The organism is Streptomyces anulatus (assembly GCF_000721175.1).
GTDB classification, from domain to species: Bacteria; Actinomycetota; Actinomycetes; order Streptomycetales; family Streptomycetaceae; genus Streptomyces; species Streptomyces anulatus_C.
Genome location: NZ_JOEZ01000010.1, coordinates 1 through 13,473 on the forward strand (window position 1 = coordinate 1; position 13,473 = coordinate 13,473).

Annotated in this window: 9 protein-coding genes and 4 pseudogenes; 5 read left to right on the forward strand and 8 right to left on the reverse strand. The window is 70.4% G+C overall.

The window, feature by feature from the left end; all coding sequences use genetic code 11:
• Positions 1 to 203 precede the first annotated feature (203 nt).
• Positions 204 to 2,399, reverse strand: coding sequence for a serine/threonine-protein kinase (locus tag IG90_RS0112920; RefSeq protein ID WP_030582334.1), 2,196 nt, complete (start codon positions 2,397 to 2,399; stop codon positions 204 to 206).
• 269 nt (positions 2,400 to 2,668) lie between these two features.
• Positions 2,669 to 2,821, reverse strand: coding sequence for a hypothetical protein (locus IG90_RS46865; protein WP_324604267.1), 153 nt, complete (start codon positions 2,819 to 2,821; stop codon positions 2,669 to 2,671).
• A 188-nt stretch (positions 2,822 to 3,009) separates the two neighbouring features.
• Between IG90_RS46865 and IG90_RS39375 the strand changes: the two genes are divergently transcribed.
• Positions 3,010 to 3,561 carry an ISAs1 family transposase gene (locus IG90_RS39375; RefSeq protein WP_233435944.1) on the forward strand — a complete coding sequence of 184 codons (552 nt, stop codon included), beginning with the start codon at positions 3,010 to 3,012 and terminating at the stop codon, positions 3,559 to 3,561.
• A 408-nt stretch (positions 3,562 to 3,969) separates the two neighbouring features.
• Here IG90_RS39375 and IG90_RS0112935 read toward each other — a convergent pair whose 3' ends face one another.
• From IG90_RS0112935 to IG90_RS0112945, 3 genes and pseudogenes are all read right to left on the reverse strand, one after another.
• On the reverse strand, positions 3,970 to 4,506 hold the full coding sequence (locus IG90_RS0112935) for a DUF2087 domain-containing protein (RefSeq protein WP_030582337.1): 537 nt from the start codon (positions 4,504 to 4,506) through the stop codon (positions 3,970 to 3,972).
• Between the two features lie 201 nt (positions 4,507 to 4,707).
• Positions 4,708 to 4,989 (reverse strand): annotated as a pseudogene (locus tag IG90_RS0112940) (amidase); the annotation flags it as partial.
• Positions 4,986 to 5,225 (reverse strand): annotated as a pseudogene (locus tag IG90_RS0112945) (site-specific integrase); the annotation flags it as partial. The pseudogenes IG90_RS0112945 and IG90_RS0112940, both read right to left, overlap by 4 nt.
• 186 nt (positions 5,226 to 5,411) lie before the next feature.
• Between IG90_RS0112945 and IG90_RS41850 the strand changes: the two are divergent.
• Positions 5,412 to 5,909 (forward strand): annotated as a pseudogene (locus tag IG90_RS41850) (CBS domain-containing protein); the annotation flags it as partial.
• A gap of 119 nt (positions 5,910 to 6,028) precedes the next feature.
• Positions 6,029 to 6,727 (forward strand): response regulator, encoded by a 699-nt coding sequence (locus tag IG90_RS0112950; RefSeq protein ID WP_030582346.1) that lies wholly within the window; start codon positions 6,029 to 6,031, stop codon positions 6,725 to 6,727.
• A 36-nt stretch (positions 6,728 to 6,763) separates the two neighbouring features.
• Here IG90_RS0112950 and IG90_RS0112955 read toward each other — a convergent pair whose 3' ends face one another.
• From IG90_RS0112955 to IG90_RS0112965, 3 genes and pseudogenes are all read right to left on the reverse strand, one after another.
• On the reverse strand, positions 6,764 to 8,500 hold the full coding sequence (locus IG90_RS0112955) for a sensor histidine kinase (protein WP_030582349.1): 1,737 nt from the start codon (positions 8,498 to 8,500) through the stop codon (positions 6,764 to 6,766).
• Between the two features lie 60 nt (positions 8,501 to 8,560).
• Positions 8,561 to 11,209, reverse strand: coding sequence for a cation-translocating P-type ATPase (locus tag IG90_RS0112960; protein WP_324604268.1), 2,649 nt, complete (start codon positions 11,207 to 11,209; stop codon positions 8,561 to 8,563).
• Between the two features lie 10 nt (positions 11,210 to 11,219).
• Positions 11,220 to 11,381: pseudogene (locus IG90_RS0112965) on the reverse strand (universal stress protein); the annotation flags it as partial.
• Positions 11,382 to 11,788: 407 nt separating this feature from the next.
• On the opposite strand from IG90_RS0112965, the gene IG90_RS0112970 reads away from it, so the two are divergent.
• Together IG90_RS0112970 and IG90_RS0112975 are read left to right on the forward strand one after the other, a co-directional pair.
• Complete coding sequence (locus IG90_RS0112970; RefSeq protein WP_051860045.1) at positions 11,789 to 12,382, forward strand: CBS domain-containing protein; 594 nt, start codon at positions 11,789 to 11,791, stop codon at positions 12,380 to 12,382.
• A 70-nt stretch (positions 12,383 to 12,452) separates the two neighbouring features.
• Positions 12,453 to 13,445, forward strand: a complete 993-nt coding sequence (locus IG90_RS0112975) for an Acg family FMN-binding oxidoreductase (RefSeq protein WP_030582362.1) — start codon at positions 12,453 to 12,455, stop codon at positions 13,443 to 13,445.
• Positions 13,446 to 13,473: the final 28 nt, after the last annotated feature.

Sequence of the window (13,473 nt, forward strand, 5' to 3'; positions counted from 1 at the left end):
GGGGGGGGCGCGGCGGGCGGGCGTGGGGCGCGGGCACGTGTTCGGGCGCGAGTTCGGGCGGATCAGCGCGGCGGCCCGCCGCGTTCCGTGGGCGCGGGACGCGGTGTCAGGCCGACGAACCGGTCCTCCTCGTCGGTCGTCGCGGCCGGCCGCGTTCCGCGCGCGGGTGGCCGGCGGGAGAGCGTCCGGCAGTTCCGCGTGGATCAGCGGCCGGCGTCCGCCGACCGGCCGAGCCGCTCCAGGCAGTGTGCCTCGTCGTCGCGGGCCGCCAGCGTCTGGGGGTGGTCGGGGCCCAGCACCCGGCCGCGTGCCTCGGCGACCTGCCGGTACGCCACCAGGGCCTCGCTCCACCGGCCGAGCCAGCCGAGCCCCGCGGCGACTTCCCGGCGGCTGATCACCGTGTCGGGGTGATCGGGCCCCAGGGTGCGTTCCCGGAGCGCGCAGACGTCGCGCGCCTCCGCGAGCGCCTCCTCCCAGCGGCCCGTCCGCCCCAGGTTGACCCCGAGGCCGTGGCGGGCGCGCAGCGTCTCGGGGTCGGCCGCCCCCGCGGTCCGGGTGCGGTCGGCGACCAGGGACCGGTACAGCTCCAGGGCCTCCGCGTCGCGGCCGAGCCGGCCGAGGCTGATGCCGGCCTCGTAGCGGGCGGCGAAGGTGTCGGGGTGGTCGGCCCCGAGGGTGCTCGCGCGGGCCCGGGCGACGTCCTGGTAGGTCTCCAGCGCCTCGGCCCAGCGGCCCAGCCTGCCCAGGATGTACGCCACTTCGTAGCGGGTCGCGAGGGTGTCGGGGTGCGTCGGGCCGAGCAGCCGGGCGCGGACGTCGGCGACGTCCCGGGCGAGCTGCCAGGCCTCCTCCGGCCGCCCGAGCCGGCTGAGGTTGAACGCGAGGTTGTGCCGGCAGCGCAGGGTGTCGGGGTGGTCGGGGCCCATGACGCGTTCGCGGACGGCCAGGACCGCTTCGTACACCTGGTGGGCCTCGGCGTGCCGGCCGAGGCGGCCCAGGGCGTGGGCGGTCGCCTGGCGGGCGGCGAGCGTCTGCGGATGGCCGGCGCCCAGGGTGCGTTCGCGGCCTTCGGCGACCCGGGCGAACTCGCGCAGCGCTTCCTCGGCCCGGCCCGTACGGCTGAGGGTGAGGCCGATCTCGTAGTGGCTGGCGAGGGTGTCGGGGTGGTCGGGGCCGAGGATCCGGCCGCGCTCGGCGGCGACCTCGCGGTGCACCTCCCCCGCCTCCTCCCAGCGGCCCAGGCGGCCGAGGTCGATGCCCACGCTGTGGCGGCCCTCGAGCGTGGCGAGGAGGTCCGGAGCGGGGGGCACGGCCGACACGGAGACGAAGGTGTGGGAGTGCGGAGCGGCGGCGGCGGTCGCGGTGGTCCATTGCCCCGTCAGTCCGGCGGCCGGGTCCGGCCGTTCGGCGACGGGGCCGCTCGCGCCGGTCGCCCGGTGACCGGCCGTCATGGAGCGGGTCCAGGCGGGCAGGGCGATCTCGCGCAGGGCCGGTGCCCGTCCGGCCACGGAGTGTGCGAGGGGCCCCGGTCCGAGCGCGGGCTGCTCCCCGGTCCGGCCGAGGACGATGCGGCGGCGCAGGTCGCCGGCGTCCACCGGCCGCTCCTCGGGGGCCTTGGCGAGCAGGTCGAGGACGACACGGTCGAAGAATCCGGGCAGGTCGGCCCGGTGGGTGCGCAGCGGTTCCGGCGGGGTGTCGCGGTGTCCGACGAGCACGGCCCAGGCGTCCTCCTGGTCGAACGGCGGTACGCCGGTGGCGATCTCGTACAGGACGCAGCCCAGTGAGTAGAGGTCGCTTCGGTGGTCTACCTCCTTGCCGCTGATCTGCTCGGGCGACATGTAGTGCGGGGTGCCCATGGCGAGGCCGGTGGTGGTGAGCCGGGAGGTCATGCTGATGTCGTGGCCGAGGCGGGCTATGCCGAAGTCGCAGATCTTCACCGTGCCGTCGGTCAGCCGCATGATGTTGGCGGGCTTGAGGTCGCGGTGGACGATGCCCTGCCGGTGGGTGTAGCCGAGCGCGTCGGCGACCTGTTCCGCGATGTCGACGACGTGCTCGACGGGCAGCGGGTGCTGTTGGTTCGCCGTCAGGAGCTGACTCAGGTTGTGCCCGTCGAGCAGCTCCATGACGAGGTACAGAACGCCCTCGTACTCGCCGAAGTCGTGTACGACGGTGACGCCCCGGTGCTGGAGGGAGGCGGCCACCCGGGCCTCGCGCCGGAAACGTTCGCGCAGGATGCGGGTGAACGCGCGGTCGTGCTGGGGGCCCATGGGTTTGAGGCATTTGACGGCGACCTGACGGCCCAGCGACTCGTCGCGGGCGCGCCACACCTCGCCCATGCCCCCGCGCCCGATCAGTTCGAGCAGCCGGTACCGGCTCTGGATCAGCCTGGTGTCCGCCATCTGCCGCTTCCCGCCCCCGTCGTTCCCCGCTGCGTCGTTCCCGCTGGTGGTGCTGCACCCTCCCCGGCCCGTCCAGTATGGCTGCCGGTACGCGGAGTGTGTACGCGGCGGGGCGCTTGTCGGGTCCCGGGCCTGGCATCGCCGTGAGTGGGCGGACCTGCTCCGTCGCGACCCCGCACTCCTTGAGCGCGCCAAGGTGATGACACCCCCCACGCAGAAATCTCCGCGCGCCAGGGCCTCGGCGTAGTTGCGTGACGCCCGGTTCGTGATCATCTGAGGCCGAGGAGTGTGAGGGGGCGGTGGGGGTTGCGGGCGTTGTGGCGGAGGCCGGCCGCGATGTTCTTCGTTCCGGCTGTTCGGAGGGCTCCGATGGCGAGGTTGCGCCAGGTGGCCATCGCGCGGGGCGCGTTACCGGTGCGCACTTGTGAGGCGTCCTCGGCGAAGGTGGTGTCGCGGACGTGGTGCAGGGCTTCGATCTTCCAGTGGTCTCGGACGAGTTGGGCGAGCTCAGCCGGGTTGGCCTGCTCGGGCGGTCAGGCTATGAACGGCGTAGACGGTCTTGACGGTGGTCTTGCCGGTCTTGAGGTCGTCCACGAGATCGGTGACTCGGATGTCCACCGTCGAGACCCGCAGGCCCAGGATCGGCGACGTCCCTGCATGGGTCTGCCGGGTTCTCGGCTTCCTCACCGACCCGCACTCCCACACCCTGCGCCGTCTGCTTGTCCAGCTCGACGGCAAGGCCCTGCGCGGCTCGCGCACCCACGTCACCGGGCACGTCACCCTGCTCGCCGCGATGGACTACACCGGTCACGTCCTGGCCCAGCGCCAGGTCGCCGACAAGAGCAACGAGATTCTCGCCTTCCGGCCCCTGCTGGACAGCGTCGACCTGACCGGCACGGTCATCACCGCGGACGCGCTGCACACCCAGCACGCTCACGGCACCTACCTCCGCGAGCGCGGTGCCCACTACATCGCCCAGGTCAAGGCCAACCATCCCGGCGTGTTCGACCGCGTCCGACGCCTGCCCTGGCGAGAGATCACGCTCGACCACTACGACCGTACCCGGGCCCACCACCGCCTGGGGATCCGGCGGCTGAAGACCGTGGCCTTCGCCCACCTCGACTACCCCGACGCCCGCCAGGCCCTTCAAGTCGTGCGCTGAAGGAAGGACTTCACCAGCGGAAAGCTCACCATCGAGCGCGTCTACCTGATCATCGGCCTGCCGCCCGGCGCGGTTGCCGGCGCCCAGATCGCGGACTGGATCAGAGGCCACTGCGCGGCCCCCACAAGGTCGGCGACGCGTAGCAGAAAGAGAACCAGGCATCTTCCCGGCCGCCGGCTTGGCCGGGTGAACCCGCCGGCGGGTCGCCACCCTGAATCGTGGTGCGCCTGATTTCGGGGGCCACGAACAGGGTGAACCGAGGGTGAGGAACGCGGCGCCGATGGTGGCCGGAAGCAGCCAGATACTGCCGTACGGCCGGCATGCACCTCCACAAGCATGCCGATGCGGCCCCTGCCGCCCCGGCATCACAGCACCGTTGGCGTCGCCGGCCAATACGCGCACCATCCGTCAGACGCGCTCGTAGGTGGTGCCGGACTCGTTTCTGCGCAGCAGACCCTCGTCCACGAGGGCACGGCGCAGGCTCACCCAGTCGTCGAACCATTCGCCGCAGATCGCGTTGACCTTGGCCTCGGAGTACGTCACGCCAGGCTCGAACGAGTCCTTCACAACGGCCAGAACACGGCTGCGTACCTCCGCCTTGCCCGGAACGGACGTGAGCCGGCCACGGCGGAAGTAGGAGCCCGCCCCGTCTCCGCCGCCCCGACCGGAGACCCTGACCTCGGCCTGGACTGCGCGCCGGAATGTGTCGTCGAGCAGCGTGTACGTGCGCTTTTCGCTGTCGAAGGCGGCGATCCGGCCGTCCGTCAACTTCTGCAGGGCCGCGGCAGCGGCCGGTGGGCGGAGCTTGGCCAGTTCGGCGACCTCAGCCACGGAGGTCGCGCCGAGGGTGAGGGCCGCGTAGGCGGCGCGCCGGTCGGGCTGGGCGAGGAGACCGACCACGTCGCGGCAGGAGGGTGAGTGGTCCTCGGTGGGGGCCGTGTTCATGGCGTCCATTCCGGTTGTCGTTCCGAGCGATCGTCGTTGGAGCCTCGGGCGTCTCTACACATACCGCGATCTCGTGCTGCCGTTGAAGCGGGTTTACGGTGAACGGTTTCCTTTCAGCCATGCCGTTCGGCACGAGGTCGGCATGCTGAGGGTGAGGGATGCGGAAGGGCCGCCGAGGGCGCCCTCTCTACTAACAAGGGCTCAAGCGGCCCGGCCTCCCACGCGCGGGTCGACCGGTGTGAGAACTCCGAGCCGGTTCTCGATCGCCTGGGCCGCCTCCAGGCACAGGTCCTCCCGGAACGCGCGCCCGACGATCTGCACTCCGCAGGGGAGCCCCTCGACCACGCCTGTCGGTACGGCCACGCCGGGCACGCCCACGAAGCTGGTCACGGTGCACAGGCGCATCCCCGCCCCGACCCGGTCCCGGCCTGCCCTGTCCCGCGACTCCAGCCCCGGCTCGACCGGTGGCTCGGTGAACGACGGGGCAGGAGCCGGGCAGTGCCGGCGTCCCAGTAGACCGTCTCCAGCACGACGTCCTCGCGCGCTTGGCCGCGGCGGCGGGCCTTGATCCGGGCGCCCTTGGCTTTGACCGGGCAGCGGCGCCCGGAGAAGTCCAGGCCCTCGATGTTGACGCCGCGGATCTCGTCGGCCCGCCCGGCGGTCTCGTAGAGCCTCCGCCACAGGGTCTTCTCCCGCAGGTTCACCTCGCGGCGCGCGATCCGTTTGTGACCTGCACTGATGTCAACGAGCTCAAGCAACAGACGTGCCGGAATCAGAAAGGCGGCGGCAGCGGTCCCATTTTTTTCAGGCCGGGGAAAGAAGTTGGTGTCCTCGTCTCCAAGAACCGGGGCGAAGCCTAGCCCGGCGGGCGTGTGGCAGGGGCCGATCGGCCCCTGCCACACCGGGTGCTCGCGGGCGAAGGACGCGTCGTCGGAGTGGTCTCGGAGGCGGATCTGCTTCCCAAGGAAGCACTGCACGAGGGTGGTCCACCTGCGGCCGTGCGACTCGACGAAGCTTTCAGGGCCGCTGCGGTGCTGGTGGAAGACCTCATGTCCAGCCCGGCCGTCACCGTTCATCCGGACGCCACGATGGCCGAAGCAGCCCGCATCATGGCGCGCAGAGACGTCAAACGTCTCCCCGTAGTCAACTCCGAGGGCCTCTTGGAGGGAGTGGTCAGCCGAGGCGACCTGCTCAAGGTCTTCCTCAGACCGGATGAGGACCTCCTCGCCGAGATCAGGGGTGAGGTACTCGGACCGATAGCTCCACCGGCTCTCGACGCCGCGGTGGAGCAGGGCGTGGTCACTCTGAAGGGCTCTCTGGCGGACCGTTCCATGGTGCAGCTCCTGGCCGACGCCGTTCGGGCGGTCGAAGGAGTGGTGGACGTGCGAATGGACCTCGGGTAGCCGCATTCCCTCCGTGGCGGTGACCTCGATGGGCCGATCCACCACATGCACAGGGACCGGCACCCTGGGACAGTGTCCGGTAGGGGCGCAACAGACGCATCCGACAGCAAGGACCGCAGATGAGCGATACACGGACTGACACCGCCGCCGCCGTGTCGCGCATTTTCCTGCTGGACGACCACGAGGTCGTTCGCCGCGGGATACGGGACCTCCTGGAGGCCGAGCAGGATCTCGTCGTCATCGGCGAGGCGTCGACGGCTGATCAAGCCCTCGCCCGCGGACCGGCGCTGCGACCCGACGTGGCGGTGCTCGATGTCAGGCTGCCCGACGGGAACGGCATCACCGTGTGCCGGGAACTGCGATCACGCATGCCCGATCTCGCGTGCCTGATACTCACCTCGTTCGACGACGACGACGCTCTGCTCGACGCCATCATGGCGGGCGCGGCCGGATACGTGCTCAAGCAGATCAACGGTTCGGACCTGGTGTCGGCCGTACGGACCGTGGCATCGGGCCGGTCGATGCTCGACCCGTCGACCACGGCCAGGCTCATGCGGTCCCTGCGCGAGGCCGAGACCGAGGCCGACTCACCCCCGCAGGACGAGAGGCTCGCGGTCCTCTCCGAGCGCGAGCGTTCCGTTCTCGATCTCATCGGCGAGGGCCTGACCAACCGGCAGATCGCCAAGCGGCTCTACCTGTCGGAGAAGACCGTCAAGAACCACATTTCCCGCCTGCTCGGGAAGCTCGGGGTGGAGCGGCGGGTGCAGGCAGCCGTGATTGCGGCCGAGGTCCGGGAGCACCGGCAGCACGAGCGGTGAGTGCGCGCGCTGCGCTTCGACGAGAGGCGACGTGAGTCAGTCAGGTGCGGCCGGAGTGAGAGGTACCCGCCATTCCAGCACTGTGCCGCTCCGTGGATGTGGCTTCGTGCGAAGGGACAGAGTGCCTCCCAGCCGCTCGGCCCGCTCCGTGAGGTTCCGGATACCGCTGCGCCTGCCTCCTTCCGGCGCACACAGACCGACCCCGTCATCGCTCGTCGTCACTGTGAGGACGCCGTCGTCGGCGATGACCGAGACCTCGGCCCGCCGGGCCCGTGCGTGCCGGGCGACATTACTGAGGGCTTCGCCGACAACCGCGACCGCGTGATCGGCCACCAACCGGGGCACGTCGGTGTCGATCAGCCCCTCCATACGGAGGGCGGGCGTGAATCCGAGCGCGGGCGTGGCAGCGTCCACCGCCTGGACCACTCGGGAACGGAGTTTCGGCCCCTGCCCCGGTGTCTCCTGCTCCCTGAGACCGAAAATGGTGGTACGGATGATCTTGATGGTGGAGTCCAGATCATCAATGGCACGGTCCAGCTTCTCGGCCGCTTCCAGGTGCTCCACCAAGGGACGGGCGCTCTGCAGCGTCATTCCGGTGGCGAACAGCCGCTGGATGGCCAAGTCGTGCAGGTCTCGGGCGATCCGCTCACGATCGGCCAGCAGGCTCATCCGCTCGGAGTCGCTGCGGTGGTCGGCCAGTTCGAACGCCAGCGCTGCCTGCCCGGCGAAACCGGGCAGTGCAGTGATCTCCGCGCTCACGAACGCCACCCTGTCCCGGACGCGCGCGAGGATCATGACCCCGCTCAGCCGTTCCTTGGTCCCCACCGTGACAGCCACCGCCGGCCCGAAACCGTCCCACCGCTCGCGCTGCACCTGCACCCGTGGGTCGCTGCTGACATCCGCCACCGTGACCAGGCCGTCTTCGGCGAGCGCCGCGGCGGCAAGCGTGCCTCGACTGGTCGGGGAGACGACGCCCCGATGACACTCCGCCTTCTCCCCCAGAGCCAGCGAGCCGGTCATCTCGCCGCCCGGGCCGATGAGGTGGAAGACCCCAAGGTCCGCCCCCGCTATCTCGACAGCCTGTCCCAGCATGCCTTCGAGAACCTCCGACTCGGCCTCACCCGACAGCAGAGCACTGGTGAGTCCGGAACTGGCGGCGAGCCATCGCTCCCTGATCCGCCCTTCTTCGTAGAGGCGGGCGTTCTCGACGGCGATCCCGGCTGCGACGGCCAGGGTCGAGACGACAGCCTCGTCCTCCGCGTCGAAATCAGCCGCCCCACGCTTCTGTGTGAGATACAGATGGCCGAACACCTCGTCGCGCACGCGGATGGGCACTCCCAGGAAGGAGTGCATCGGCGGATGGTGGGGCGGGAATCCCGCCGAGGCCGGATGACCGGAGAGCTCGGACAGTCTCAGCGGTTCCGGGTGTCGGATCAACTCGCCCAGAAGGCCGTGGCCGGTGGGGAGGCCGCCGATCTGTCGCCGTGTCCCGTCGCCGATGCCGACCGGAAGGAACTCGGCGAGGTTCTGGTCGCTCCCCACTGCGCCGAGGGCTCCGTATTCGGCGTCGACGAGGGATACGGCGGATTCGACGACATCGCGCAACACCTGGGGCAGGGCCAGCTCCCGCCCCACCGACATGACAGCGTCGAGAAGGCCGTTCAACCGGTCCTGGGCTCCCCGGACCTGGCCGACGTGCACCTGAAGCTCGTCGAGCAGCTCGTCACGTCTCAACCGCGGGAGCCGGTGATCGTCGTTACCGACACCGCCCATGGAGCACCTCCGACGGCCGCGAGAAGCGACGTACGCGCATGAACGCGATGCGGTTCCAATCTAACCCGCGGCATCGATCGCCTCATGTCGGGCGAAGTCGGCACCGCGTTCGTGGAGGTGACGGGGGTTCCCGGGACGGAAGGTGGCACGCGCGAGCCTGGCCGCGAGGAATCCGGCCGGGGCGCAGGCAATGGCCAGGCCGGCGGCCCTCCACCCCAAGGGCTCGGTGTCCAGTACGGCGCCCAGCGGCGGGAAGTAGAGAGCAGCCGCCGCCAGCAGGGCGGAGGCCAGGACGGAGGCCAGGAGGAACGGGTTGTCCAACGTCATCGGCCGATCCCGGAGGCCGAGGACCACTCCCAGCTGGGCGGCGAGAAGGGCCAGGAAGAGGACGCTCTGCCACGGCTCGTCCCATGCCTGAGCTGCCAGACCTGCACCGAGACTGACAACTGTGACGACAGTCGCTGTCAGCAGCAACTGCTGCCAGGCGCCCCCTCCCAGAATGTGCTGATCCGCGCGACGCGGGGGGCGGTGCATCACACCCGGGGAAGCCGGCTCCGCTCCCATGGCCACGCCGGTCAGCCCGTGGGTCAGGAGGTTGATCCAGAGGATCTGTCCGGCACGCAGGGGCAGGGGGAGGCCCAGGAGCGGGCCGATCAGCATGACGAGAATCTCCGCCGCACCGCCCGCCATGCCGTAGACGAGGAAGCGCCGGATGTTGTCGAACACCCTGCGTCCCTCCTCGATCGCGGCGACCACGGTCGACAGTTCGTCGTCCGTGAGCACCAGGTCAGCCGCCTGGCGGGCGACCTCGGTGCCCCGGCCGCCCATGGCGATGCCGATGTCGGCCTGGTGGAGTGCCGGGCCGTCGTTGACGCCGTCGCCGGTCATCGCGGTGATCGCGCCGCGGGCGCGCCAGGCGGCCACGATGTCGAGCTTCTGCTGCGGGTCCGTCCTGGCGAACACCCGCACCGCCGTGAGGTCGGGAACGCGGCCCGCTGCCACGTCCTCGCCGGTGACGACGCGGTCGGCGGTGGAGTGCGGGCCGAGCAGTTCGACGCGGTCGGCCACGGCACTCGCTGTAGCGGGGTGATCACCGGTGACGAGTATCGGTGTGATCCCCGCGGCCCTGCACGAAGCCAGCGTGGCAGCAGCGCGTGGTTTCGGTGGGTCACTCAGTGCCACGAGGCCCAGAAGCCTCAGACCTGACTCCCCGGCCGTGACCGGTCTGGGCGTCTCCTGACGCAGACCGGAGGCGACAGCCAGCACGCGATGGCCGCCCGCCGCGAACCGTGCCGCTTCCGCACGGGCGAGACGTAGCGTCTCCGCGGAGTCGGTGAGGACCGACGGAGCAAGGACGGCTTCGGGAGCACCTTTCAGGCATACCAGGACGCCACCAGAGGGCACCGCATGGACGGTGGTCATCCTCCTGCGGAGGCTGTCGAACGGAGCTTCCGCGACTCTGGGATGGGTGGAGGCCAGCTCCGCGAGGTCCGGACACCCCACCTTGACGGCCGCCGTGAGGAGAGCGCCCTCCATGGGGTCGCCGAGGGCCTCCCAGCGGCTGTCGGGTGACGCGGACGGCGGGGGCCGTAGGGCGGCGTCGTTGCACAGGGCCGCCGCTGTGAGCACTTCCTGTGCGGAATGCCGTTCCGCGGGACCTGCGGGCCGTCCTTCGGTCAGCGCGTCCCCCTCCGGTTCGTAGCCGACTCCTTGGAGTTCGACAGTGGTCCGGGGTGTCCAGACGTACTGCACGACCATGCGCCCCTCGGTCAGCGTGCCGGTCTTGTCGGTGGCGAGCACGGATACCGAGCCGAGCGTCTCCACCGCGGGGAGCCGACGCACCAGCGCATGACGAGCTGCCATACGCCGGGCACCGAGAGCCAGGGCCAGGGTGACGACGGCGGGAAGTGATTCCGGCACCGCGGCAACAGCGAGACTGATGGCGGTCACCGCCATGGTTCCCAGGGGCAGCCCCCGCACGAGCCCCTGTGCGAGAACCAGGGCACACAGGACCAGCGTCACAGCCGCGAGCACGCGCCCCAGAGAGGCCAGCCGCAGTTGGAGAGGCGTGGGCTTGCGGCGGTCGTCGAGAAGGGCGGCGATACGGCCGAGGGCGGCGGCTCCCCCGGTGGCGGTAACGGTCGCGACCCCCCTGCCACGGACGACGACGGTTCCGGCTTGCAGCGACGCGGCCCTGTCCTTGTCCACGGGAACGGACTCTCCGGTGAGCATGGATTCGTCGACCAACAGCGCAGCCGCTTCGTCGATCGCGGCGTCTGCGGCGATGATGTCCCCCTCCGCCAGCAGGAGAACATCTCCGGGCACGACGGTGGCGGCCGGGACGTCGCGGTCCGTTCCTTCTCTGCGGACCCGGGCGTGTGGCGCGGACAGCGCGGACAGTGCCGCAACGGCGTTGTCGGCTCGTATCTCCTGAGCGACACCCACGGTGGTGTTGACCACGATGACGAGTCCGATGACCACGGAATCGGCGTGATCACCGATCGCCAGGGTGAGGGCGACGGCTGCGATCAGCACCGTCATCAGCGGGTCTCCGAGCTGGGCGAGCACTCTGGAGTACAGCGGGCGCGCCCTTCGGACGGCGATTTCGTTCCGTCCCGCCTCGGCGAGTCGACGGGCGGCCTCGGCCTGGGTGAGCCCTGGCATCCGGCGGCGAGGGCCGCCGCCTGTCTCACCTTCCGCAGGAGACATCACGGCCGGCTCACAGGGCGGGGACCGTGATGACGGGACAGTGGGCCCGGTGCAGGAGACCGTGCACGACGGACCCGACCCGCATCCCGGTGTACCCGCCCTCACCCAGTCGGCCCACCACGATGCCCAGGGCGTGCTCACCCGCTTCGGCCAGGACTTCGACCGGCGAGCCGGCAACGGCCGGGGGCCGGTCACCGCGGGGGTCGACACCCACCACGATCTCCTGACGGGTCTCCGTGCTGTTCATGACGTGCTCCGATGTTCGTCTCCCCGGCAATGGGCGCTTCCGATGCCTCCCTGGAGGGACGCTCCGCGCACCGAGTGCGGTGGCACTGTTCCAGGCTGACACTCGGTCTTCCTCCCGAAAGGGGCCGCAGGGGGCAAGCCGGGGTCCGAAGGGCCCCTACCGCAGAGGCCCCCGGCGGGCGTCATACGGGTGGAGCCGGTCGGCCTCCGGACGGGACCGTTCGGCCCCTGCGCCTGATGCGGGCGGTGTTGGACGGTGGTATCGGAAGCACTCCGTACAGTGGGGAGAAGTGGAGGCGCGGCAGGATGCGGCATCTCCGGGTAGGTGACCTGATGACGGACGAAGTGGTCACGGTCGAGTGCTCGACGCCATCAGCGGAAGTGGCCGGGCTGCTCGACCGGCACGCCATCAACGGCGTCCCGGTGGTGGACGAGGACGATCACGTCGTGGGGTTGGTTTCGGCGAGTGATCTGCCCGGTCGGCAGGCCCCCGCGGTCGGCGGAGTCATGTCGTCTCCGGCTGTCACCGTCTACGCCGAGCAGACAGTGGCGGAGGCAGCCCGGCTCATGACTCGGCAAGGCTGCGAGCGGCTCCCCGTCGTCGACGACGAGGAGCGCCTGGTCGGCATGGTGACCAGACGTGACCTCCTGGGCTTCTTCGTCCGGCCGGACGCCGAGGTGAAGCTCCGGATCCGGGACGACGTACTCGGCGTTGTCCTGGGTGTCCAGGCCGATGCCGTCCAGGTCCACGTGCTCGACGGTGTTGTCGTCCTGGCCGGCCGGCTGCCGCAGCGGAGCCTGATCCGTGCCGCCCTCGCACTCACCTCCCGAACGGAAGGAGTCGTCGCCGTCGTCGACCGCATCTCGGTACAGCCCGGCGACGCGTCTTCGCCGAAGAAGCCGGACGCTGCTTCCTGGCCCACCTGAAACGCACTCCGGCGACGGCTTCTCCGGCGAGTACGTAGGAAGACGATGACCGACAGGAGACAGGAAGACCATGCCGACGATCGAACAACGCGTCACCGCAGTCGTCCCTTCGCTCGTCGAGGAGGCCGTGACCGCGCCGTCCATGCACAACGCGCAACCCTGGAAGTTCGTCCACCGCCCCGGAACGCGCCTCCTCTCGCTGTACGGCGATCCGGACCGTGCGCTGCCCATCGGGGACCCGGACAACCGCAACCTGCATATCGGATGCGGGGCGGCGCTGCTGAATCTACGGGTGGCTGCCGCGCACCGTGGCTGGAACACCGTGGCCCGTCTTCTGCCCGACCGTCGCGACCCATGGCGTCTCGCCGACGTCGTGCTGGAGGAGTCCGAAACCACGGATCACCTGCTGGCTGACCTGCACCCTGCCGTGCGGCTCCGGCACACCAGCCGCAGTCCGTTCTCGGACGAAGCGGCTGCCCCCGAGATCCTGGACGAGTTGAGCACGGCAGCGCTCCTGGAAGGGGCGCGGCTGGTCGTTCCCGGAGTCTGGCACGCCGACGCCGTCCTGGACCTGGTGCACGACGCGGAGCTCTTCGAATCGGCCAACGATGCCATGCGCGCCGAAATCGCCACCTGGACCCGCACGGGCAGGGCCGGGGAAGGCCCGGACACGGACGGCATCCCCTCGTACGCTTTCGGCCCCCGTCAGCACGACGTGACCGCCCCAGTGCGGGACTTCGACGTGCCGCGAGGCTCACGGGACAGGGCGTCCACCAACTTCGAGGAGCGGCCGCAGATCGCCTTGCTGGGGACGGAAACGGATCTTCCCGCGGACTGGCTCAGGGCGGGACAGGCCATGGAGCGCGTGCTCCTCCAGGCCACTCTCGACGGACTCGCGACCTCCGTCATCTCGCAGCCTCTGGAGTGGCCTGAGCTTCGGCACCTCACACGTGACCCGAACTCCAGAATGGGCTTCGTGCAAATGATCATTCGGTTCGGATACGGGCCCTCGGGCCAGGTCACGCCCAGACGACAGGTCACGGAGGTTCTGGACATCGCCTGACACCGGTACGCGGTCCGGCTCGTTCCGC